This window comes from Gimibacter soli (assembly GCF_028463845.1).
Lineage (GTDB): Bacteria > Pseudomonadota > Alphaproteobacteria > Sphingomonadales > Kordiimonadaceae > Gimibacter > Gimibacter soli.
This window is the reverse complement of the sequence record NZ_CP116805.1, coordinates 1,340,332-1,360,753: the sequence shown is the minus strand read 5'-3', so window position 1 is coordinate 1,360,753 and position 20,422 is coordinate 1,340,332. Positions and strand designations below refer to the sequence as shown.

The following is a 20,422-nucleotide window of genomic DNA, read 5'->3' as shown; positions in this document are numbered from 1 at the left end:
CCGGCGTCTATCTCACAGCGGCCAGAGGAACGGCACCACCGCCACAGTGACAATCCCGCAAAGGATATTGAGCGGTGAACCGGCCTTCATGAAGTCGGTGAAGCGATAGCCCCCGGCGCTATAGACAAGGGTGTTTGTCTGATAGCCGATTGGTGTGGCGAAGCTGGCACTTGCCCCGAACATGACAACCACCACAAAGGAGCGTGGATCGAGCCCAAGCTTGATCGCAAGGCTGATCGCGATGGGCGTCAGGATCACCGCGACCGCATTGTTGGTAACAATCTCCGTCAGCCCCGAGGCCACTATGTATACCGCCGCCAGCAGAACATAGGGGGGCAGGTCAGTGAGGAACGGGACAACGGAATTCACCATCATCTCGACTGCCCCTGTGGCATCAAGCCCTGCCCCCACGGCCAGCATGGCCATAATCAGGGTCAGAAGGCGGCCATCGATTGCCTCGAATGCCTCATCGGGATCAAGGCAGCCGGTGAAGAGCACAGCCACCATGCCGATGACAGCAAGCCCCGCGATCGGCATCACGTCGAACGCTGCCAGCGTCACAACGCCGGCCATGATGGCAGCAGCAAGCGGGGCGCGACTGCGGCGGTAAGCACGTTCGGTCGTCTCCGACAGGTTGATGAGGTTCATTTCCTCGCCGAACCGGCGGATGTCCTCGATACTTCCCTCGATCAGCAGCGTATCGCCCGCTTTCGGTGCTACATCGGCAATCATGGTGCCCAGGTTTTCGCCGTGCCGGTGGATCGCCACCACATAGATGCCATAGCGGCGGCGCAGGCGCTGGTCGCGCAGCGGATGGCCGATCAGTGGGCTGTGGGGCGCGACAAGGGCCTCATAGACAATGGCCGCGCGCTCGGTTACTGCCGACAGGCCACTCGGCGCGCCAAGCGACACATCACTTTCTTCCTTCAGGCTCAGCACTTCGGCGATACCGGACTTCAGCACGATCCGGTCCTGTGGTTGCAGGACGATATCGGCCAGATGTCCCCGCCGGGACCGGTCATCGCGGATCACGTCAACGATCGTGATGCCGCGCGATTTGAACTGGGTCACTTCCTTGATCGTCTTGCCAACAAGGGGCGAGCCTTCGTTGATCAGGGCGTCGGTCAGATAGCGCTGCTTCTGGCCGCCCGTGACCATCTCGGCAAGCGAAGACCTGTCCGGCAGCAGGTGAACACCAATGAGTGCCATATAGATCATGCCGGCCGCCGCAATGACGATCCCGAGGATACTGATCTCGAACAGCCCGAAGGGTTCAAGCCCCTGTGCGCGGGCCACGCCGTCCACCAGAATGTTGGTGGAGGTACCGATCATCGTGCAGGTACCGCCAAGGATCGCCGCATAGGAAAGCGGGATCAGATACTTGGACGCGGCTTTGCCAAGATCGCGCGCCACCGACATGACAACCGGGATCATCACCATGACAAGCGGTGTGTTGTTCACAAAGGCAGAAGCCGCCATCGTAGGGATCAACAGAAGCGGCATCAGCGCCCAAGGATGGCGCTTGCCTGTTACCTTCAGAAGATGCGTGAACCGGGTGAGGAACCCCGTGCGCACAAGGGCTGCCGACAGCACGAACATCGCGGCAATCGTGATCGGCGCACTGTTGGAGAGGGCTTTGAGGAGGTCTTCGGTTTTCAGGATGCCTGTCAGCAGGAAGATGGTGACCCCGCCAAGGGCAACCATCTCCGGCGGATGTTTCTCCCGCGTGAACAGGTAGAACATCAACGCCACCACGCCCATGGCGATGTAAGGCCCGAACAGCTCCATATGCGATCCCGTCTCAATGGGCGCCGATGGACGGCGCGCCCCCGTTCTTATGGGGTGAATTGTCTATTGCGTGCGGCTTGAAAGTCAACGGGCATGAATCAGGATGCCATCAACGCCGTGTGAATCTGGTCCAATGCCTCGGCAAGTGCATCAACGATGAAATCAACCTCTGCCCGGCTGATCACAAAGGGCGGACACAGCACAAGCACGTTCCCGGCAGGCCGAACGATCAACCCGCGCGCCAGGGCCGCCTGTCCCACCAGCTGGTCAACCCCAAGGTCAACCGGATACTGGCGGCGGCTTGCCTTGTCCTCAGCGATCTCGATCCCCGCAATCAGCCCGGACACACGCACCTCACCCACGAGCGGATGCTGTTCAAGCGTCGTCAGCCTTGCAGCGAAATAGGGCCCGATATCATCCGCAATCCGGGTGACAAGCTTTTCTTCTTCCAGAATCTGCAGGTTCTTGAGCGCCACTGCAGTCGCCACCGGATGGGCCGACGTGGTGAAGCCATGCTGCAGCACTTCCGATTGCTCGCCAATCACATCGGAGAAATCGTCGCTCATCACCAGCGCTGAAATCGGCTGGTAGCCCGATGAAAGCCCCTTGGCGAGCGTCATGAGATCGGCCTGGAAGCCAAAGGTTTCCTGCGCGAACCAGCGGCCTGTGCGACCAAAGCCTGTCACCACCTCATCGGCAACGAGCAGGATTTCGTGCTTGCGGCAAATGGCCTCGACCCGGGGCCAATAGCTTTCGGGCGGGATGATGGCGCCAAGCGTGCACTGGATGGGTTCGGCAAACACTGCGGCCACATTCTGCGGGCCCACTTCCATGATCTTGTGCTCGATGGCATCCGCCGCGCGTTTGCCAAATTCTTCCGGCGTCAGGTCGCCGCCGAAGCGATACCAGAAGGGCGAGGCCACATGCGCCACATGCCCCACGGTGCGGATGCCGAAAGGCTTGTGCATGGCGGTGAGGCCATTGAGCGCACTCGTCGCCACCGTGCTGCCATGATAGGCGAAATCGCGGGAAATCAGGAGCCGTCGTCCGGGCTGGCCGCGCCGCCGCCAGTAAAGATTGATCAGCTTGATCGCCGTCTCGTTGGCTTCGGACCCTGAGTTCGCGAAAAAGACCCGGTTGAGCGCCCCGGGGGCGAGCGCCGCGATGCGGGCGGCGAGTTCAGCGGCTGGCGGGTTCGTGACGCCGGCGAAGCTGTGATAGAAGCTCATCTGCTTCATCGTTTCGGCCGCGACCTCGGCAAGCTCCGGCCGGCCATAGCCGATATTGACGCAGCCAAGCCCCGCCATCGCATCAAGCAGGCGAAGGCCCTGCCCCATCACATAGCAGCCCTGGGCGGCATCCATCACAAAGGGCGGCGCCTGCACCAAGGCGCGCGGGTCGGTGAAGGGATGCATATGATGGCGCTGATCCAGCCGCTGCACGCGTGCGAGGGCTGCCCTCAGCGCCTCTGGCGTTGGCGGCGGCATGCGCCCGGATGATCGCGTGCGATGATCTGATGACACAGCAAGGCTCCCTTCCGCCTATGCTTAGCAGAAGGTTCGGGCGAATAAAATCCGGAAATGCCTAGCCGACGAAGGCCCTTAGGCCTTGCTCATCCAGCCGCTGCTGCTCAAGGCGTGCCTCAAGGCGTACCTCGCGCTCCGCTTCGCGGTCGCGGGCAACCTCGAAGGTCTTCAATTCCTTGAAGGCTTCGGAGACAGCATCCTGCTGGCGGGTGATTTCTTCTTCCTTGCGGTCGATACGGTCGTGCAGAAGTTGCCGGCGCTGCCGGGCTCCTTCGAGGTAGGCGGCAAAAGTGACCGCCTCGAACTCACCGGCCGGCCGCCGGCTTTCAGCGGCAATTTCGGCGCCAAGGCGGTCAAGCGCCCCCTGAAGCTCATCGCTTTCACGCTGCAAGTCACTGAGGACGCGGCGCTTTTCGTCGAGCTCCCATTTACGGAGACGGATAATATGATCGAGCCTGCTCATGACGGTCCTTTCTATCCGAAAAGTGTCACCATCGGGTTAATCCCGATGCCCCTAGCCCCTTGCAAGACCCTGGCCACTTTCGAACTGGCGAATGGCCATCGCCGCCGGTCCAGTTTCCAGAATTTCGCGCAAGCGCTCATAGCCTTCAAGTAAAGGTGTGTGGTCGTCCTTCCACTGGCTGAGATATTCCTCCAGGAAAGGAAAATACTGGATTGCCGCATCCACTTCGGCGTTCGATCCCGGCCGGTAGGCGCCAAGGCGGATCATCTCTTCCATGTCGGAATAGGCCGCCATATAGCGTTTGGCCTCGCGCACCAGCAGGTTTTCAAACTCGGTATTGCAGCGGGGCATGGTCCGGCTGATCGATTTCAGCACATTGATGGCAGGATAGCGACCCCGTTCGGCAATCGCCCGCTCCATCACGATATGGCCGTCCAGAATACCGCGCACGGCATCCGCCACCGGCTCGTTATGGTCATCGCCTTCCACCAGCACGGTGAAAAGCCCGGTAATATTGCCAAGCCCCTTCGGCCCCGGCCCAGCACGCTCCAGAAGGCGCGGCAATTCGTTGAACACGGTCGGCGTATAGCCCTTCGAGGTTGGCGGCTCGCCACCTGCGAGGCCGATCTCGCGCTGCGCCATCGCGAAGCGGGTCACGCTGTCCATCAGGCACATGACCTCGGCCTGCCGGTCGCGGAAATATTCGGCCACCGTCATGGTCATATAGGCGGCCTGACGGCGCATGAGGGCGGATTCGTCGCTTGTCGCCACAATCACGACCGACCGGGCGAGACCGTCTTCCCCGAGATCATCCTCGATAAATTCCTGCACCTCGCGGCCCCGTTCACCCACAAGGCCGATCACGTTGACATCGGCGCTCGAATAGCGCGCGATCATCGACATGAGAACCGACTTGCCGACACCCGAACCCGCGAAGATACCCATGCGCTGGCCCTGACAGCAGCTGATGAAGCTGTTCAGTGACCGCACCCCAAGATCGATCTTCGGCCCCACCCGCTGGCGGCTGTGGGCGGCCGGCGGATTGGCCTTCAGCATATAGGGCCGCGGCCCCATCGCCACAGGGCCTTTGCCATCGATCGGCTCACCGAATGCATTGAGGACGCGGCCAAGCCAGGCATCGCTCGGATAAGCCACCGGGTCGCTTTGCGCCAGCACCGCCTTGCAGCCGACACCGATGCCTTCAACGGCACCGTAGGGCATGCCAAGCGCAACCCCGCGCTGAAAGCCTACAATTTCAACTGGAACGAGGCGACCGTCACGCGTTTCCACCTTGAGCCGGGAGCCGACCGCCACATGCTGCTCGATCCCGCCGACTTCGACGAGCAGGCCGCGCACCCCGGTGATCCGCCCATAATGGCTGACCGTCTGGATGCGGCTGATTTCCTGAACAAGCGACTGCATGGTCTTAAAACTCCGGCGCCGCGAAAGCACAAGGGCGGCTTGGTGCATTCTCCCCCCGCTAGGCTTTCGTTGCAAGATGAGATGCAACCGGCTGCTGTTTTTGGAACATTCGACCATGGTCTCTAAGATTTTACTTAGACTTTTCTGTTAACCTTGATTAACATTAATGAATATAGCGGGCGGCACCAGGAGAAACCAGGATGCGCGTACTACTGATCGAAGATGATCCGACCATGACCCGCAGCATCGAACTGATGCTGACTGCGGAAGGTTTCAATGTCTACAGCACCGACCTCGGGGAAGAGGGCCTCGACCTCGGCAAGCTCTATGACTATGACATCATCCTTCTTGACCTCAACCTGCCGGACATGCACGGCTACGACGTGCTGAAAAAGCTGCGCACCGCCAAGGTCAATACGCCGATCCTCATTCTTTCGGGCCTTTCCGAAATGGAAGCCAAGGTCAAAGGCCTCGGCTTCGGCGCCGACGATTACCTGACCAAACCCTTCCACAAGGAAGAGATGGTCGCCCGCATCCATGCCATCGTGCGCCGCTCCAAAGGCCATTCGCAGTCGGTGATCCGCACCGGCAAGCTTGCCGTCAACCTTGACACCAAAACGGTCGAGGCCGCTGGCGGTCGCGTACATCTGACCGGCAAGGAATATGCGATGCTCGAGCTGCTTTCCCTTCGGAAAGGCACGACGCTCACGAAAGAAATGTTCCTCAATCATCTGTATGGCGGCATTGACGAGCCTGAACTGAAGATCATCGACGTCTTCATCTGCAAGCTTCGCAAGAAGCTCGCGAACGCCACCGGCGGCGAGAATTATATCGAAACCGTCTGGGGCCGCGGCTATGTACTGCGCGACGGATCGGAGAGCGGCGCCGAAGCGGCTGCCAGCTGATCCGAGTTACCATTGAATGCAAAAAGGGCGGCCACTGGCCGCCTTTTTCGTTTGACTATCTGGTCGCTCAGAAGGGCTTCGAGGGATCAAGCCGGGTAACATAGACCCCTTGCGAGGTGCGCCAGTCACCGACGCCGGCGATGCCGTCTTCCACCAGTCGGGCCACTGCGCGGCTATCCGAGTTGAAGGTTTCGACCTCGACCGTCGCCAGCCAGTCAACCGGGGCCGGGCCTTCGCCCATGGCTAAGCCACGCCGCACAACGGCCAGCCGGTCACCCAGTTGCAGTCCGTCGCGGTCACCTGCCGACAGCAGCAGCCGGTCGCCATCGATATTGCGGATCGAGGTGCGCCACGGACGCACGTCCAGCTTTTCAAGAAGACGGCCCGAGACAGCTTCGAGGGCAGCGTTGAAGGCACGGTCCTCGATAGTCAGGAGCTTTTCATCCTTCTTGCCGAGGCCGAGGATCGTTTTCGAATCCGCCTGCGAGTTGCCGTCTGCCGTCACCTGATAGATGACACTGCCCGTCTGCGCGTCGGAAACCGTGAATTCAACCCGGATCGAAGCAGTTTCGGTTTTCTTGCGTTTCAGGAAACCCTTGTCGACTTCGCTCGTCTTGTTGATCTCCTGGATCACGATACCGATTGTGGCATCGGCGCCAAGACGACTGAACGGATCGTCCAGATCGCTTTGCAGCAGATCACGCGTCAACGGGCGGTAGCGGCTTTTCTGATCAAGCAGGGCAACGACAGCTTCCTGCCCCGATTTCAGGAAATCGGGGGTCAGCGTTTTCGTGCCGGTTCGATCGGCAATATCGGAAACCGCGATACGGTTGCGGAGAGCTGCGGAATTATCGGCCGCTGCGGGCAGGGTGGCAAGGAAAAGGGCGGCGACGAAGGCCGCAGTCAGCGCTTGAAGGCGTTTCATGGTGAGGTCAAAGGCCCATCAGTTGTTCACTTGTGCCGTCCGAAGGCACATAGAGCCCCCGCTGGCCACGAACCGGGCGGAAGGCATCCGTAATGCCAAGGACGGTCTCGGCAGCGCCCAGGAAAAGGGCACCATCATTCCCCAACACCCGGCGCATGCGATCCAGCACGTCCCGTTTGGTGGGTTGATCGAAGTAGATCAGAACATTGCGGCAATAAATGACATCAAATGTGCCCATGCCTGCAAAACTTTGCAGCAGGTTGAACGGACGGTAACTGACCATCGAGCGGATATCGTCGTTGATCCGCCACACATCCCCGTCCTGACGGAAATATTTGATCAGCATCTGGATCGGCAGGCCGCGCTGTACCTCGAACTGGCTGTAGGTGCCAGCCCGTGCTTTTTCAAGCACTTGGGTGCAGATATCGGTGCCCACGATCTCGACATTCCAGCCCGCGAGCTTCGCGGCATTTTCCTTCAGGATGATGGCGAGCGAATAAGGCTCCTGCCCTGTCGAGGCAGCGGCACACCAGATGCGCAGGCGTTTTGTCGCGGCGCGGGCTTTCATCATGCCCGGCAGCACATGGTTACGGAACAGGTCAAACGGCGTGGTATCGCGGAAGAAGAACGATTCGTTCGTCGTCATCGCCTCCGTGACATCCTTCCACAAGGCCTCGTCACGGCTGATCCGGAGCTTCTGGATAAGGGCATCAAGCGTATCGAGGCCGCGTTTGCGTGCCAGCGGTGTCAGGCGACTTTCAAGGAGATAAACCTTGTCCGCCGTCAGCATCAGGCCCGAACGCTGCTTCAGCGCATCGGCCAGAAACGTGAAATCTTCTGTGCGCATCAGGCCACTCCTTGCAGTCGTTTGGCCGTCCGGACCCCGAGGTCCTGGAGCGGCAGAATTTCCGTACAAAGCCCGGCCGTGGCAACCGCCCCCGGCATCCCCCAGACAACGCTGGTGGCTTCGTCCTGCGCCATCACTGTACCACCGACCCGCGTCAGTTCGCGGGCCCCCTTCATGCCATCATGCCCCATGCCGGTCAGCACCACCGCAAGCACGGTATCGCCGTAAACGCGAGCAAGGCTACGGAACATCGGATCCACAGCCGGACGGCAGAAATTCTCGGGCGGTTCGTCGGTCAGGCGGATGCGTACGGCACCTTCGCCTTCCGTCACTTCCATGTGCCGCCCGCCCGGCGCCACATAGATATGCCCCGGTTTCACCACTTCGCCGTCCTGCCCCTCGTTCGAAGGCCAGCCGGTCGACTGGCTGAGGTGCTTGGCGAGGATCGCAGTGAAGTTCGCCGGCATATGCTGGGTGATCAGCACCGGCACTTCAGGCGCCTTGGTAAACTGGGAGAAAAATTTCATCAGGGCCTGCGGGCCGCCGGTGGAGGACCCGATGGCCAGAATTTTCGGTCGCCGCATCGAGCCCGGGCGCAAGGCGAGCTTGGCGCCTGCAGCACCTGACTGGATGGCTGGCTCTGCCTTGCCTGCAGCGGCGGGCACTTCGCGTGCCGGGCGCGCAAACGTGGCAACCGGCCGTGCGGCCGGGCGTGCTGCTGTCACGAAGCCTGCACTCAGGCGGCCAGTGCCAGCTGTTGGTGCGGCTGGTGCGTCGCCCTGCTCCGGCAAGTCAACATTGCGCTTCTTGCGGCCACGTGCAGCCCACGCCTTCACCTTTTCCACCAGTTCCTGACGGAAATCGATGCTCGCGTTCACTGACCGCGCCGTTTCCGGCTTCGGGACATAGTCAACGGCGCCAAGCTGCAGCGCGCGCATCGAGATTTCGGCATTCTTGCGGGTCAGCGTGGACGCCATCACGATCTGCACGTCCGGCTTCTTCTCAAGAAGCTTCGGCAGGGCCGTCATGCCGTCCATTTCAGGCATTTCGATATCAAGGACAATCGCCTCGACATCGTAATGATCCAGCGCGCGCAGGGCCATGACGCCATTGTTGGCGGTTGTCACCACATCGATGAAAGGATCGTCAGCCAGATAGCGGCTCAGGAACCCGCGAATGATCGCACTGTCATCCACTACCATGACACGGTAGGGATTCCGGACTTGCGATTGGTTCGTCGGGCTTTGCTGCATGGGCGTGCCGGTCTTTTTGATTGCCTGAAAAATCGGGTGGTGCGGGGAGCTGCAGGGATTACAGCAAGCCGACCTGGTTGAACTTCGCCTCGATGATCTCGCGGTCGAAGGGCTTCATGATATATTCGTCGGCGCCTGCTTCGATGGCCTGACGGATATGCGCCATATCGTTTTCGGTGGTGCAGAAAACGACAATCGGCTGTTTCACGCCGGTCTGGCTGCGCAGCGCCACAAGGAACTCAAGCCCGTTCATCACCGGCATGTTCCAGTCGAGAAGCACAACATCAGGCATCTTGGCGATGCACTGGTCGAGTGCGTCCTTGCCATCGACAGCTTCGCCGATCTCAAACTGCAGTTCCTCAAGGATGCGTCGCGCAACCTTGCGGATCACTTTCGAGTCATCGACAACAAGACAGGATTTCATTGGTCGGGCTCTCCCTCGGTCCACTTATCTGCCGGGTACCCCGTCCAGGTCCCGGCATCCCCATTATTTTATATCAGGCCGCACTATCGTACGGCCTGTCAATTCTGATCAGGCAGCTTTTGTCGAAGCCGCACTTCCCAGAAGCTTCTCGACATCAAGGATCACGAGAAGCTCTTTCTCCAGCCGGTAGATGCCCCGGCTGACATCCCGCCAGCGCTGGTCCAGCGTTACGGGATTGCGCTCGAAAAGGCTGTCTTCCAATGAGAGCACTTCGCCCACGGAATCGATCTGCAGGCTGTAGGGCTCGCCGTAGAAATCCACGACAACCGACATGCTGCGCTTCGCTTCATCCTGCGGCGGCAGGCCAAGGCGACGGCGCAGGTCAATCGCGGTGACGATCCGACCCCGCAGGTTCAGCACACCGGCCACCCATTCGGGCGACAGCGGGATCCTGGTGATCTTCTGCGGATTAAGCACATCCTGCACAGCCAGCACCGGGATGCCCAGCGTCTGTTCGGCAAGCTTGATGGTCACGAAGTCACGGCGGCCCGTTCCGCCGATCACATTCAGATCGTTGCGTACCACGAGGTCGTTCATGCGGCGTCTCCATGCACCTTGAGCTGCTGGGCAAGGCTTCTGAGCAGCGTTTCCTTGTCGAACTTGGCGACATAATCATCGAACCCGGCGTCACGGCCCTTTGCGATATCGCGTTCAGTGGCGAGCGACGACAGGGCAACAAGCGGGATATGTGCGAAGCGCTTGTCGGCGCGCAGTGCACGAGCGAACTCCAGACCGCCCATGACCGGCATCTCGATATCCGAGATGATCACGTCATATTTGTCGTCTTCAAGGGCGGCGAGCGCCTGCTTGCCATCACGTGCGGTTTTCACCTTGTAACCGGCAACGGCCAGCACCGGCTTCACCATGCTGCGGAAGAAATCGCTGTCATCAACGAGAAGCACCCGTGCGCCGGTCACCACCGCCGCATCGGTGCCCTTGTCTTTCTTCTTCATCCAGCCCGCGAAGGCGAGGTCCAGATAGTAAGCCACATCAATGACTTCGGTTGCATTACCGGCGATGATGGCCGAACCCACCACACCCTGACGGGCGGAGGCGAGACGCACTTCTAGCTTGTCCTCGACAATATCGAGGATGCGGTCAACCACGAGGCCCATCGTATAATCGCCGTCGGTGAAGACGAGGACCGGCTGGCGGCCGCTTTCGACAAGCTTCACAGCCTGATCGGCCATGATGAGCGGCATCAGGCTGCCACGATATTGAACCATCAGGCGGCCATCGGAAGTTTCGATTTCCTCGACCGGGATATCTTCAAGCCGCGCGATGAGCGACAGCGGCACGGCCTTGGGATGCTCGCCGCCGGCATGGAACAGCAGCATGCTTTCGCGCTCCTCGCCTTCGGTGCGGGCCGCGCGGGCCTTGCTTTCGGTTTCCTCGTGCTGTTCGGCCTGCGTCTGGCTGGTAGCCGAAGCAATACCGTTCGGATCAAGGATCATGATCACGCTGCCGTCGCCAAGGATGGTGTTACCCGAATAAACCTCGAGATCCTTGAGGATGGGCGCGACCGGCTTTACCACGATTTCCTCGGTGTCGAACACCTGGTCGACCACGATACCGAAGGTGAAGGCGCCAACCTGCGTCACCACGATGAAGCCGTCCTGGTTTTCGCGGGCATCGATTTCGGCGCGGGTCTGGAATTTCAGGACTTCGTTCAGATAAACGAGCGGCAGCAGGCGGTTCCGCAAGCGCAGTACCGGCGTGTCCTTGATCGTCTCGATGCGGTGTTCGCTATCATCCGACGCACGAACAAGCTCCAGAACGCTGATCTGCGGGATGGCGTAGCGTTCGCCCGAAGCCTCAACGATGAGGCCGGCGACAATCGCCAGCGTCAGCGGAATCTTGATCGTGAAGGTCGAACCCTTGCCTTCGATCGAGATCATATCGATGGTGCCACCGATTTTCTCGATATTCGAACGCACCACATCCATGCCCACGCCGCGACCCGAAACGCTCGTCACCTTTTCAGCGGTCGAGAAGCCGGGGTGGAAGATGAATTTCTGGATCTGGTTGTCCGACATCTCGTCAAGTTCGGCTTCCGTCGCCAGCTTCTTCTCGAGAATTTTGGACTTCAGCTTCTGCACCGGAATGCCGCGGCCGTCGTCCTTGATTTCCATGATGATATGGCCGCCTTCGTGATAGGCGTTCAGGACAATCGTGCCATGCTCGGGTTTGCCGGAAGCGATCCGCTCGGCCGGGCGCTCGATGCCGTGATCGGCAGAGTTCCGGACCATGTGGGTCAGCGGGTCCTTGATCAGCTCCAGGACCTGGCGGTCAAGCTCGGTTTCCGCGCCGCGCATCTCGAGCTCGATCTTCTTGTCGAGTTCGACGGTAAGGTCACGCACGATCCGCGGCAGCTTAGCCCAGGCATTGCCGATGGGCTGCATCCGCGTCTTCATGACGTTTTCCTGCAGCTCGGTCGTGCACTGCGACAATCGCTGCAGCGGCACGGCGAGCTCGCTATTGTCCATATTGCGAACAATCTGCAGCAGCTGGTTCCGGGTCAGCACCAGTTCCGAGACCATGTTCATCAGGTCTTCCAGAAGGTCAACGCTCACGCGGATCGACTGGCTGGCACGGCCACCGCCTGCACCTTCGCCGTCTTCCTTGTCAGCACGACCGGCAGCGGCAGCAGTTGCGCCCTTCGCCTTGGCATCCTTGGGTGCTGCCAGCGCCTTCGAGGAGGCGACCACAGCATCACGGATCAGCTCGAAGGTCATCACTGCCTCGTCGCTGGCTTCCGCATCGACCTGACACTGTTTGAAAATGTCCTTCGTCAGCGCCGTCAGCGCATCAAACTCGGCTTCACCGAAACCACCCGTCGTCACCAGCTGGCGCGCCACGGCGTCGGCACTGTCGAGATCGTCCTTCAGGAGCGACATCAGAAGGCCGGTCATGCGGGCCTTGGTCTGCTCGGTGCCGGTTGCGGGGAAGAATTTCCCGAGCTTCTTGTCGGTCGACAGGCGCTCCGACATCAGGTGGGAAACCACGACCACCGCGTCTTCGCCGCCAACGCGGTCGAAAAGCGGGCCGGTGCGGTCGGCTTTTTTCGATTTCTTCTCTGCCTTCGGGGCCGGGGCGGGCTCGGCTTCATCCGGACCAGGGGTCGAATTGAAGACGGCTTCAAGTTCCTCGAGCGAAACTTCGCCGGGCTTGAGCGGGCGGCCAAGGCCGGGGTCCACAATCTCGCCCTCGATCACATCAGGCTCGGGCTCGGGTGCTGCGGCAGGGCCGACACCGCCTTCGGCAATCGCATCCAGACGACCGATCAGGTCGCTATCGTCGCCGACGGGCTCTTCTTCCGTTGCTTCAAGGCCTGCGAGGATTTCCTTGATCCGGTCAAGGCTTTCCAGAATGACGGTCACGGCATGCTCAGAAACCTCAAGCTCGCCGTCGCGGAATTTGCCAAGGACGTTTTCCGACGCGTGCGCCACCGATTCGAGACGTGGCAGGCCGAGGAAGCCGCAGGTCCCCTTGATCGTGTGGACAAGGCGGAAAATATTGTCGAGGACTTCCTTGTTGTTCGGGTCCTGCTCCAGCTTCACCAGCTCGACGTCAACAACGTCAATGCTTTCAGCTGTTTCGGTGAGGAATTCATTCAGCAAGTCGTCCATCGGGTCGTCCCCACATTAGAATATGTCGGCGGAAGGTATGACGGGGCTGTTAGCCCCGAAGCCTCCCACACCATCGCTAAAAACGGTTAAGAAGCTGTAAAACAAGCGTCCGTTAAGTAAACCCACCCCTATTGATACGCGCCGGAAGGGCCGGGATCAATCACCAGATGATCGTACCTGAACGGCGAGACGGTGGCGACCGCCATCCTCACTGGTCACGCTGATCGTACCGCCCAGTTCCCGTGCGGTTGTGGCTGCAAGCCATGCAGGGGCAGAGCGCGGCTCAACTTCTTCCTCGTTGGCCTCGCCAACGAGCGCGGTGCGCACCGCTTCCTGCATGATGAAGCGTTCGCCGGTGATGACCACGACGATATCGATGGCATTGTCACCAACGGGATCGATCCGCACTTCCATCACGCCGCCGCGGATAAGCGTTTCGGACGCCACAAGGCAAAGATTGAGGATCAGCTTGACGATACCCTTGGGGGCGTCGGCAACGCTTGCTTTCCAGTCAAGCGTGACGCGCGTTCCTTCCAGAAATACGCTCAGGGCTTTTTGCACTTCGCGCATGTCGAGCCGCGAGGAAAAGCCCCCGGCTGCCCCGAAGGCAAGGCGGAAAAACTGCAGCTTGTTGCTGGTTTGCTGGGCCGATTTCTGCAGCAGGTCGATCACCTGTTCGCGCATCGCCGCGTCATGCTCTTCCTGCAGGATTTCGATCCCGTTCGAGATCGCACCCACCGGGCTTACCAGGTCATGGCAAAGGCGCGAACACAGAAGTGCCGCAAAATCCAATTTTGACATGGCATGGCCTCCCTGACCTGTTATACCCGCAGCTAACGGACCATAGCCAAGCTTGCGGTCAAGGCCAAGCAGCGAATGCAAATTTCGCTCCTTTTGCCGCCCTCCACAACACTACCGAGTGACAAGGAATCCTTTCTGCCATGACGACATCCCGCCAACTTCCCGTCGACAGCCTTCTTGCCGTCATGCTTGAAGCCGGCGCCGCCGTCATGGATGTCTATGCAAGCGACTTCGAAATCTATGGCAAGGCCGACCAGTCACCGGTGACGGAAGCCGACCGGCGCGGCGAGGCCATCATCGAAGCAGCGCTGAAAGTGATCGCGCCCGAAATCCCGATGGTGGGCGAGGAAGCGAAGTCCGAGGGCAAATGCCCCGACATTTCGGGCGGCACCTTCTGGCTGGTCGACCCGCTCGATGGCACCAAGGAATTCATCAAGCGCGGCAACGATTTCACGGTCAATATCGGCCTCATTGAAGACGGCCTTCCGACCATGGGCTTCGTCTATGCCCCGGCGCTTGGCAAGATATATTGGGGGATTGTCGGCAAAGGCGCATGGATGGCTGAGGTCAAGGGTGGCCGCATCGGTGAGGCAAAAGCCATTGCCTGCCGCAAGGCTGATGCCGCCAATATGGTCATCGTCGCCTCGAAATCGCACCGCTCGCCAGAACTTGAAGCCTGGCTCGCCCACTTTCCGGCGGCGGACCATGTTTCCATCGGCTCGTCGCTCAAGTTCTGCCTGTTGGCGGCGGGCGAGGCCGACCTCTACCCGCGCCTCGGGCCCACCTGCGAATGGGATACCGCCGCGGCACACGCCGTGCTCGCAGCCGCCGGCGGCAGCGTGACCGTGAATGGCGGCGCGGCCCTTCGTTACGGGAAAGATACGAAAACCTTCCTGAACCCGTGGTTCCTGTGCGCGGCCGACCCCACCCTGCCTGTACCCCCGCTCGGCGGCTGACCGCTTCCCCATTGCCCCGCCCTGCTATCGAGGGCACAATCGGGACCAATGCAACCCGGGCAGAGGACCTTCAGGCGTGTTGATCGATACCGCCGTTTTTCTTGAGCGAATTCCAGGGGATGCCAAACGGCTTCTCACCCGGTCGGTTGATGCCTGGCTCGATGCCGCACGTAAACGCGGAAGTATGCCGACCCGGCAGGATATGGGGCCGGCGCAGCTGCGCGGCATATCGGAATATGTTTCGCTTTTCGATTATGACGGCCAGTCGAAGCTGATTTTCAGGCTGGCATCGCGCGATATCATTGCACGCCTGCGGCAGGCCCCGATCGGCTTCAATTCCCTCGACATTCTCTCCCCTGCCCTCCGTCCCACTATCGAGCGCCGCTTGCAACTGGCCGCAAGCCAGCCCTGCGGGTATGCGCCCTGCTATCTGGTGCAGGATCCGAAAGGCGACCAGCATCTGTCGATCACCATCATGCTGCCGCTGGCGGGTGACGTGCCCGATAAGGCTGACCATTATATGCGGGTTGAATATATCGGAAACCTGATCGACTGGAGCCCGCACAGCCGTGACGAGGTCTTTGTCGACAAGGCGGGTTCGTTCGGCACGGCCTTTGACCTCGGCCACGGCCTGCCTGCCGAGTTTTCAGATGAAATGCAGCAGTCCACAGCACTCATGAATGCAGGATCAAGCGACAGCGAATAAGCCGAAAGCAGAGATCGCGCTTGCCGATGCGCCGGAAGGCTGCAAGAATCCCTGACAGCGTTTCCAACGACCGATTTTGCGATGCCATGGATGCAAACTTCAAGTTCCTGAGCCTGCTGCCAACTGACAAGCAGCGTCCGTTGCAGAAGCTGATCGGCATCTGGCAGGAGCTGGCGAAAGCCGCTGGCGGCATCCCGAGACGCAAGGATTTCAGCCCTGTCCAGCTTCGCTCCCTCGCGGCCCATGTTTCGCTTCTCGATTATGGCGGCGACGACAGCCTGACCTACCGTCTTGCCTCCGCAGCGGTCATGGAGCGCATGGGACGCAACCCGGTGGGCCTCAATCTCTTCGATTTCATGAGCCGTGATATCTGGCCGCTTTTCAATCGACGCCTCTACCAGTCAGCCACCACACCCTGCGGCTATTTCAGTTATTACCGGCTTGAACGCCCGAATGGCTCGCACGAGCAGATACTGGCGGTTTACCTGCCGCTGAAGGGAAACACGAGCGACGAAATCGACCATTTCATCGCCTTCTACCAGTCAGCCGAGATCATCGACTGGCAATCCAGCAACCGCGACGAAGTGTTTGTGGGTGCTGACGGTGCCGTCGGCGGCTGGTTCGATATCGGTTACGGTACACCGCTACCGGAGTCACGCTGACCAACCACAGTCCAAGGGGGAGAAAATCGCATGCTTCTGTTGTGTCTCGGGATAGCGGCCTTTGCCGGGCTCCATTTCTTGCCGGTCTTCGCCCCTACCTTGCGCGCCCGCATCAAGAACCGGGTGGGCGGCATGGCGTGGCAGGGCATTTTCGCGCTCATGATCGTTGGCTCCATTGCCCTGATCGTGGCGGGCTGGAAGTCGGCCGATACCGGGCTGATCTACACACCGACCGGCGGCATGGGCATCGTGACCGTGCTCATCATGCCGCTGGCCATGATCCTGTTCATCGCCGGGAACGCGCCGACCAACCTGAAACGGGTCCTGCGTCATCCGCAGCTGACAGGTGTCATCCTGTGGGCGCTTCTGCACCTGCTGGCGAACGGTGAGACGCGGGCTGTGTTGCTGTTTGGCGGGCTTGGCCTTTGGGCGCTTGTGTCGATCATCGGCATCAACCGGCGCGACGGCAAATGGGTGAAGCCCGCCCCACAGCCAAAGAGCCGCGACATTGTCACGGCTCTTATCGGGCTTGCCCTTTTTGGCGGGCTTTACTGGTTCCACGACGCCCTGTTCGCCACGGCAATTAGGGCGGTGTAAGGCTCAGTTGCGGGTCGTTACCGGCAGCGGCGGCGACCATGCCGGGTCGGACGCATCGAACGGCGTCTTGATCTGGCGTTCGTTATAACCGGTCAGGTCAACCGACCACAGCGATGCCCGGCCACCATTGCCGGCGCGGTCATAGGGCGTGGTTCGGAAATACATGATCACACGGCCGTTCGGCGCCCACGTCGGGCCTTCGTCCTGATAGGCATCGGTCAGCAGGCGCTCGCCGGTGCCATCGGGCTTCATCACGCCGATGCGGAACTTGGAATCCCCCATCTTGGTGAAGGCGACAAGGTCACCACGCGGCGACCATACGGGCGTCGCATAACGGCCTTTGCCGAATGAGATGCGCTGCACGTTGGTGCCGTCCGCATTCATCACATAAAGCTGCTGGCTGCCGCCACGGTCCGAGTTGAAGACGATCCGCGATCCGTCAGGCGAATAGCTCGGGCTCGTATCGATACCCGGATGGGTCGTCAGACGCGTCACGCGGCGGGTGCGCAGGTCCATCGTATAGATGTCCGAGTTGCCCTTTTCCGCGAGCGTCATGATCACCTTGTTGCCGTCGGGCGAGAAGCGCGGGGCGAAGGTCATGTTCGGGAAATCGCCAAGGATTTCAAACCGGTTCGACAGGATGTTGAACAGGTAAACCCGCGGCTCGTTCTTATAGTAGCTGAGGAAGGTGATTTCCTGGCGGTTCGGCGAGAAGCGCGGGGTCAGCACCAGATAGCTGCCATCGGTCAGGAGCTGCTGGTTGGCACCGTCCTGATCCATGATCGCAAGGCGCTTGGTGCGGCTCGTTGCCTTGCCGGTTTCAGCGATATAGACGATCCGCGTATCGAAATAGCCTTCCTCACCGGTGAGGCGGGTATAGATACGGTCCGAGATCACATGGGCGATGCGGCGCCAGTTGGAGGCCGGCGTGGAATAGCCAACCCCTTCCATCTGGATTTCCTGCACCACGTCCCACAGGCGGAATTCGACGCGCAGGTTGCCGTTCGGCAGCATGCGGATCGTGCCGGTGACAAGGCCCTGGGTCGCCAGCGGTCGCCACGAGGCGAACTTGGGGCGCGCGCCCGCAGCCGGTTGTTTCTCGATGAAGGCCTTGGGGTCAATAGCCCGGAACAGCCCCGTGGAGACGAGGTTGTTGGTGATGACCTGCGACATGCTGGCACCGATCTCGGCAAGCCGCCCCGAGGCGGTTTCCGTGTTTTCAGGCGCAAAGAAATCGGGGATCGCGATGGGCACAGGGTCCATCGTCCCGCGGTTCACATCGACGCGCATCTGGGCGGAGGCCCCTGCCGTCGCCGCGACAATCAGGATGAGTCCGGTAAACAGTCTCAGCATGTCAAACGGTCCTTTGTCTTCTCGTGTTCTGGGCACCCCGGCGATCAGCCGCCGGCGAACTCGCGCCCGTTGAAATTGAAATCGATATAGCTGTTGCCTTCACGAATATACTCGCTTGCCTCATTGAAGGGCTCACACTGGCGAACCGCCCGAAGCGCGCTTTCCGCAAAGGTACGATAGAAACCATCCGAAAGATCGCCCACTTCCGCATATTGCGGCAGGCGGGACAATGATCCGTCCGGGCGCAGGTAAATCCGCACCGTCACGTTGAAGTTCGATACATCCTTGGCCCCGCCCGGGAAGTTCCAGCAACCGGCCAGTTTCTGGCTCAGTGCATCCTTCAGCGAGGCGGTGGCGAACCGGCCACGGAGGGCGGCGAACGTATCTTTCTTCACCGCCTGCTCGGGTGCCTTTTCCTCATCCTTCTTGTCGGTCTCGGGCTTCTGGTCTTCCTTGATCGACTTGTCGATGAGGGCCGAAATGCGCGAGGCGCTGAAGCGGCTCGGCGGCTTCGGCTTGGCTTGCGGACGCACGTTATCCACCACCTGCTTGCGCTCGATTTCCTCGGGCTTCGGCTTCGGGGGTTCGGGCTTCTCTTCTTTCTTCTCGGGCTCGGCCGGTTTCGGCTCCGGCAGCGGCACGCTTTCCGCCTGCTCGGGCTCGGGTTCCGGCGCCGGGGCAAACTTCGGCTCTTCCTCGGGCTTAGTTTCTTCCTCGGCCTTTTCCTCCGGCGCGGGGGCGAGCTGCTGGGTTTTTTCAGCGATCTGGTCGAACTCGATCACAATCGGCGGCGGCGGCGCGATATTCGGTCGCTCGATGCTCGGCAGTCCGTAAATGACAACGCCCACGACGCCGACATGCAGCGCCGCCGACATGAGCCAGCCGGCACGATCAGGCTTGTTTTCAGAGACCGGCAGAAGCCGGTCTTCATCATTTCTTCGACGGGTCTGCAATCAGGGCCACCTTGGTAAAACCAGCCGAGTTGATGGTGCCGACAACTTCCATGACATCCCCGTAATCCAGCGTCCGGTCAGCCCGGATATAGATGCGGGTATCCATACGGTTTTCGGAGATTGCCTTGAGGCGCGGCCCCAGCTCTTCGACCGTGATGGCAGTATCAGCGAGGAATATGGCGCCTTTTTGATCCATCGAAACTTCAAGCGGCTTGCTGTCCTGCGCCAGCGGCTTGGCTTTCGCCTTGGGCAGGTCCACCGCCACACCGGCGGTGAGAAGCGGCGCTGCCACCATGAAGATGATCAGAAGCACCAGCATGACGTCCACGAAGGGCGTCACGTTGATTTCGGCCATCGGGGCGTAACGGCGGCGACCGGTCTTGCGGCCCCGGATGTCGCTGCCAGTGACGGACGCACCCATGATCAGTGGCTCCGTTCGTCAAGCTGACGCGACAGGATGGCGGCAAACTCGTCCGCAAAGCCTTCAACGCGCATGCCATACCGGCCAAGGTCGTTCGACAGTTTGTTGTAGGCGATAACCGAGGGGATAGCAGCGATCAGGCCCAGTGCGGTCGCAAGCAGCGCTTCGGCGATACCCGGCGCCACGGTGGCAAGCGAGGTATCGGATGCGGTCGCGATGCCGGTGAAGGCGTTCATGATCCCCCAGACGGTGCCGAAAAGACCGACAAACGGCGAGGCCGAGCCGATGGTGGCAAGGTACGCCACCTGGCCTTCGAGGCGTTCCATCTCGCGCTGGGTGGTGACATGCATCACCTTGTAGATGCGGTCCGACACGGTCACCTTGTCCAGCGCCGATGAGGTGCGGGCCGTAAGGCTGCGCTGCCATTCGCGCATCGCCGCCACAAACACCGCCGCCATCGGGTGATCGGGCGCAGCCTTCAGCCGGGCATATAGGTCATCCAGCGAATTGCCCGACCAGAACACATCCTCGAACTGGTTGGCCTTGCCGCGAGCTTCCTTCATGCGCTTCCAGGTGTTGAAAATGATCGACCAGCCCCAGATACTGGCGCCGATCAGCATCAGCATCACCAGTTTGACGACCCAGTCGGCCTGCATGAACATGCCGATGATCGAAAAGTCATGCTGGGCTACGCTGCCCGCGAGTTCGGTTGCTTCGAGAGTCTGATCCAT

At 60.5% G+C, this 20,422-nt stretch carries 20 protein-coding genes; 5 read left to right on the top strand and 15 right to left on the bottom strand.

Annotation, left to right across the window (positions count from 1 at the left end; all coding sequences use genetic code 11):
• Positions 1-12: 12 nt before the first annotated feature.
• The 4 genes from PH603_RS06360 to fliI form a co-directional block, all read right to left on the bottom strand.
• On the bottom strand, positions 13-1,788 hold the full coding sequence (locus tag PH603_RS06360) for an SLC13 family permease (protein WP_289505188.1): 1,776 nt from the start codon (positions 1,786-1,788) through the stop codon (positions 13-15).
• A gap of 98 nt (positions 1,789-1,886) precedes the next feature.
• Entirely contained in the window at positions 1,887-3,311 is a 1,425-nt protein-coding gene (locus PH603_RS06355) for an aminotransferase (RefSeq protein WP_289505187.1), read from the bottom strand.
• Between the two features lie 61 nt (positions 3,312-3,372).
• Complete coding sequence (locus PH603_RS06350) at positions 3,373-3,777, bottom strand: flagellar export protein FliJ (protein WP_289505186.1); 405 nt, start codon at positions 3,775-3,777, stop codon at positions 3,373-3,375.
• A gap of 51 nt (positions 3,778-3,828) precedes the next feature.
• Positions 3,829-5,199: a flagellar protein export ATPase FliI gene (gene fliI, locus PH603_RS06345; protein ID WP_289505185.1), complete on the bottom strand. Its 1,371-nt coding sequence runs from the start codon at positions 5,197-5,199 to the stop codon at positions 3,829-3,831.
• A 200-nt stretch (positions 5,200-5,399) separates the two neighbouring features.
• Here fliI and ctrA point away from each other — a divergent pair, with 200 nt between their 5' ends.
• Complete coding sequence (gene ctrA, locus PH603_RS06340; protein WP_289505183.1) at positions 5,400-6,104, top strand: response regulator transcription factor CtrA; 705 nt, start codon at positions 5,400-5,402, stop codon at positions 6,102-6,104.
• A 67-nt stretch (positions 6,105-6,171) separates the two neighbouring features.
• Here ctrA and PH603_RS06335 read toward each other — a convergent pair whose 3' ends face one another.
• From PH603_RS06335 to PH603_RS06305, 7 genes are all read right to left on the bottom strand, one after another.
• On the bottom strand, positions 6,172-7,029 hold the full coding sequence (locus tag PH603_RS06335) for a hypothetical protein (protein WP_289505182.1): 858 nt from the start codon (positions 7,027-7,029) through the stop codon (positions 6,172-6,174).
• A 7-nt stretch (positions 7,030-7,036) separates the two neighbouring features.
• A complete protein-coding gene (locus tag PH603_RS06330; RefSeq protein ID WP_289505181.1) occupies positions 7,037-7,876 on the bottom strand; it encodes a CheR family methyltransferase in 840 nt (279 codons plus the stop codon).
• Positions 7,876-9,078 (bottom strand): protein-glutamate methylesterase/protein-glutamine glutaminase, encoded by a 1,203-nt coding sequence (locus PH603_RS06325; protein ID WP_289505180.1) that lies wholly within the window; start codon positions 9,076-9,078, stop codon positions 7,876-7,878. Before PH603_RS06325 ends, PH603_RS06330 begins: the two co-directional genes overlap by 1 nt.
• Positions 9,079-9,187: 109 nt before the next feature.
• The gene (locus PH603_RS06320) at positions 9,188-9,553 is read right to left on the bottom strand and encodes a response regulator (RefSeq protein WP_289505179.1); all 366 of its coding nucleotides are present in this window, start codon (positions 9,551-9,553) and stop codon (positions 9,188-9,190) included.
• 108 nt (positions 9,554-9,661) lie between these two features.
• Positions 9,662-10,150 carry a chemotaxis protein CheW gene (locus tag PH603_RS06315; protein ID WP_289505178.1) on the bottom strand — a complete coding sequence of 163 codons (489 nt, stop codon included), beginning with the start codon at positions 10,148-10,150 and terminating at the stop codon, positions 9,662-9,664.
• Positions 10,147-13,242 carry a chemotaxis protein CheW gene (locus PH603_RS06310; protein WP_289505177.1) on the bottom strand — a complete coding sequence of 1,032 codons (3,096 nt, stop codon included), beginning with the start codon at positions 13,240-13,242 and terminating at the stop codon, positions 10,147-10,149. The genes PH603_RS06315 and PH603_RS06310 overlap by 4 nt, the downstream gene beginning before the upstream one ends.
• A gap of 156 nt (positions 13,243-13,398) precedes the next feature.
• Positions 13,399-14,043 (bottom strand): histidine phosphotransferase family protein, encoded by a 645-nt coding sequence (locus tag PH603_RS06305; protein WP_289505175.1) that lies wholly within the window; start codon positions 14,041-14,043, stop codon positions 13,399-13,401.
• Between the two features lie 140 nt (positions 14,044-14,183).
• On the opposite strand from PH603_RS06305, the gene cysQ reads away from it, so the two are divergent.
• From cysQ to PH603_RS06285, 4 genes are all read left to right on the top strand, one after another.
• Positions 14,184-14,999, top strand: a complete 816-nt coding sequence (gene cysQ / locus PH603_RS06300; protein WP_289505174.1) for a 3'(2'),5'-bisphosphate nucleotidase CysQ — start codon at positions 14,184-14,186, stop codon at positions 14,997-14,999.
• 76 nt (positions 15,000-15,075) lie between these two features.
• Positions 15,076-15,705, top strand: coding sequence for a PAS domain-containing protein (locus PH603_RS06295; protein WP_289505173.1), 630 nt, complete (start codon positions 15,076-15,078; stop codon positions 15,703-15,705).
• An 86-nt stretch (positions 15,706-15,791) separates the two neighbouring features.
• Positions 15,792-16,367: a PAS domain-containing protein gene (locus PH603_RS06290; RefSeq protein WP_289505172.1), complete on the top strand. Its 576-nt coding sequence runs from the start codon at positions 15,792-15,794 to the stop codon at positions 16,365-16,367.
• A 30-nt stretch (positions 16,368-16,397) separates the two neighbouring features.
• Positions 16,398-16,964, top strand: a complete 567-nt coding sequence (locus tag PH603_RS06285; RefSeq protein ID WP_289505171.1) for an NnrU family protein — start codon at positions 16,398-16,400, stop codon at positions 16,962-16,964.
• A 3-nt stretch (positions 16,965-16,967) separates the two neighbouring features.
• Here PH603_RS06285 and tolB read toward each other — a convergent pair whose 3' ends face one another.
• Genes tolB through tolQ form a run of 4 tightly spaced genes read right to left on the bottom strand, consistent with a single transcriptional unit; the run spans position 16,968 to position 20,422 of the window.
• Positions 16,968-18,317: a Tol-Pal system beta propeller repeat protein TolB gene (gene tolB, locus PH603_RS06280; RefSeq protein WP_289505170.1), complete on the bottom strand. Its 1,350-nt coding sequence runs from the start codon at positions 18,315-18,317 to the stop codon at positions 16,968-16,970.
• Between the two features lie 44 nt (positions 18,318-18,361).
• Positions 18,362-19,270: a UCP034077 family protein gene (locus PH603_RS06275; RefSeq protein WP_289505169.1), complete on the bottom strand. Its 909-nt coding sequence runs from the start codon at positions 19,268-19,270 to the stop codon at positions 18,362-18,364.
• Positions 19,248-19,691, bottom strand: a complete 444-nt coding sequence (gene tolR, locus PH603_RS06270) for a protein TolR (RefSeq protein ID WP_289505168.1) — start codon at positions 19,689-19,691, stop codon at positions 19,248-19,250. The genes PH603_RS06275 and tolR overlap by 23 nt, the downstream gene beginning before the upstream one ends.
• A gap of 2 nt (positions 19,692-19,693) precedes the next feature.
• The gene (tolQ, locus tag PH603_RS06265; RefSeq protein WP_289505167.1) at positions 19,694-20,422 is read right to left on the bottom strand and encodes a protein TolQ; all 729 of its coding nucleotides are present in this window, start codon (positions 20,420-20,422) and stop codon (positions 19,694-19,696) included.

Bases quoted from the DNA above. Each gene is read 5' to 3' on its own strand.
- PH603_RS06360 (WP_289505188.1), bottom strand. From the start codon at position 1,788: ATGGAGCTGTTCGGGCCTTACATCGCCATGGGCGTGGTGGCGTTGATG.
- PH603_RS06350 (WP_289505186.1), bottom strand. From the start codon at position 3,777: ATGAGCAGGCTCGATCATATTATCCGTCTCCGTAAATGGGAGCTCGAC.
- fliI (WP_289505185.1), bottom strand. From the start codon at position 5,199: ATGCAGTCGCTTGTTCAGGAAATCAGCCGCATCCAGACGGTCAGCCAT.
- ctrA (WP_289505183.1), top strand. From the start codon at position 5,400: ATGCGCGTACTACTGATCGAAGATGATCCGACCATGACCCGCAGCATC.
- PH603_RS06335 (WP_289505182.1), bottom strand. From the start codon at position 7,029: ATGAAACGCCTTCAAGCGCTGACTGCGGCCTTCGTCGCCGCCCTTTTC.
- PH603_RS06330 (WP_289505181.1), bottom strand. From the start codon at position 7,876: ATGCGCACAGAAGATTTCACGTTTCTGGCCGATGCGCTGAAGCAGCGT.
- PH603_RS06325 (WP_289505180.1), bottom strand. From the start codon at position 9,078: ATGGTAGTGGATGACAGTGCGATCATTCGCGGGTTCCTGAGCCGCTAT.
- PH603_RS06320 (WP_289505179.1), bottom strand. From the start codon at position 9,553: ATGAAATCCTGTCTTGTTGTCGATGACTCGAAAGTGATCCGCAAGGTT.
- PH603_RS06315 (WP_289505178.1), bottom strand. From the start codon at position 10,150: ATGAACGACCTCGTGGTACGCAACGATCTGAATGTGATCGGCGGAACG.
- PH603_RS06310 (WP_289505177.1), bottom strand. From the start codon at position 13,242: ATGGACGACTTGCTGAATGAATTCCTCACCGAAACAGCTGAAAGCATT.
- PH603_RS06305 (WP_289505175.1), bottom strand. From the start codon at position 14,043: ATGTCAAAATTGGATTTTGCGGCACTTCTGTGTTCGCGCCTTTGCCAT.
- cysQ (WP_289505174.1), top strand. From the start codon at position 14,184: ATGACGACATCCCGCCAACTTCCCGTCGACAGCCTTCTTGCCGTCATG.
- PH603_RS06290 (WP_289505172.1), top strand. From the start codon at position 15,792: ATGGATGCAAACTTCAAGTTCCTGAGCCTGCTGCCAACTGACAAGCAG.
- PH603_RS06285 (WP_289505171.1), top strand. From the start codon at position 16,398: ATGCTTCTGTTGTGTCTCGGGATAGCGGCCTTTGCCGGGCTCCATTTC.
- tolB (WP_289505170.1), bottom strand. From the start codon at position 18,317: ATGCTGAGACTGTTTACCGGACTCATCCTGATTGTCGCGGCGACGGCA.
- tolR (WP_289505168.1), bottom strand. From the start codon at position 19,691: ATGGGTGCGTCCGTCACTGGCAGCGACATCCGGGGCCGCAAGACCGGT.
- tolQ (WP_289505167.1), bottom strand. From the start codon at position 20,422: ATGGATCAGACTCTCGAAGCAACCGAACTCGCGGGCAGCGTAGCCCAG.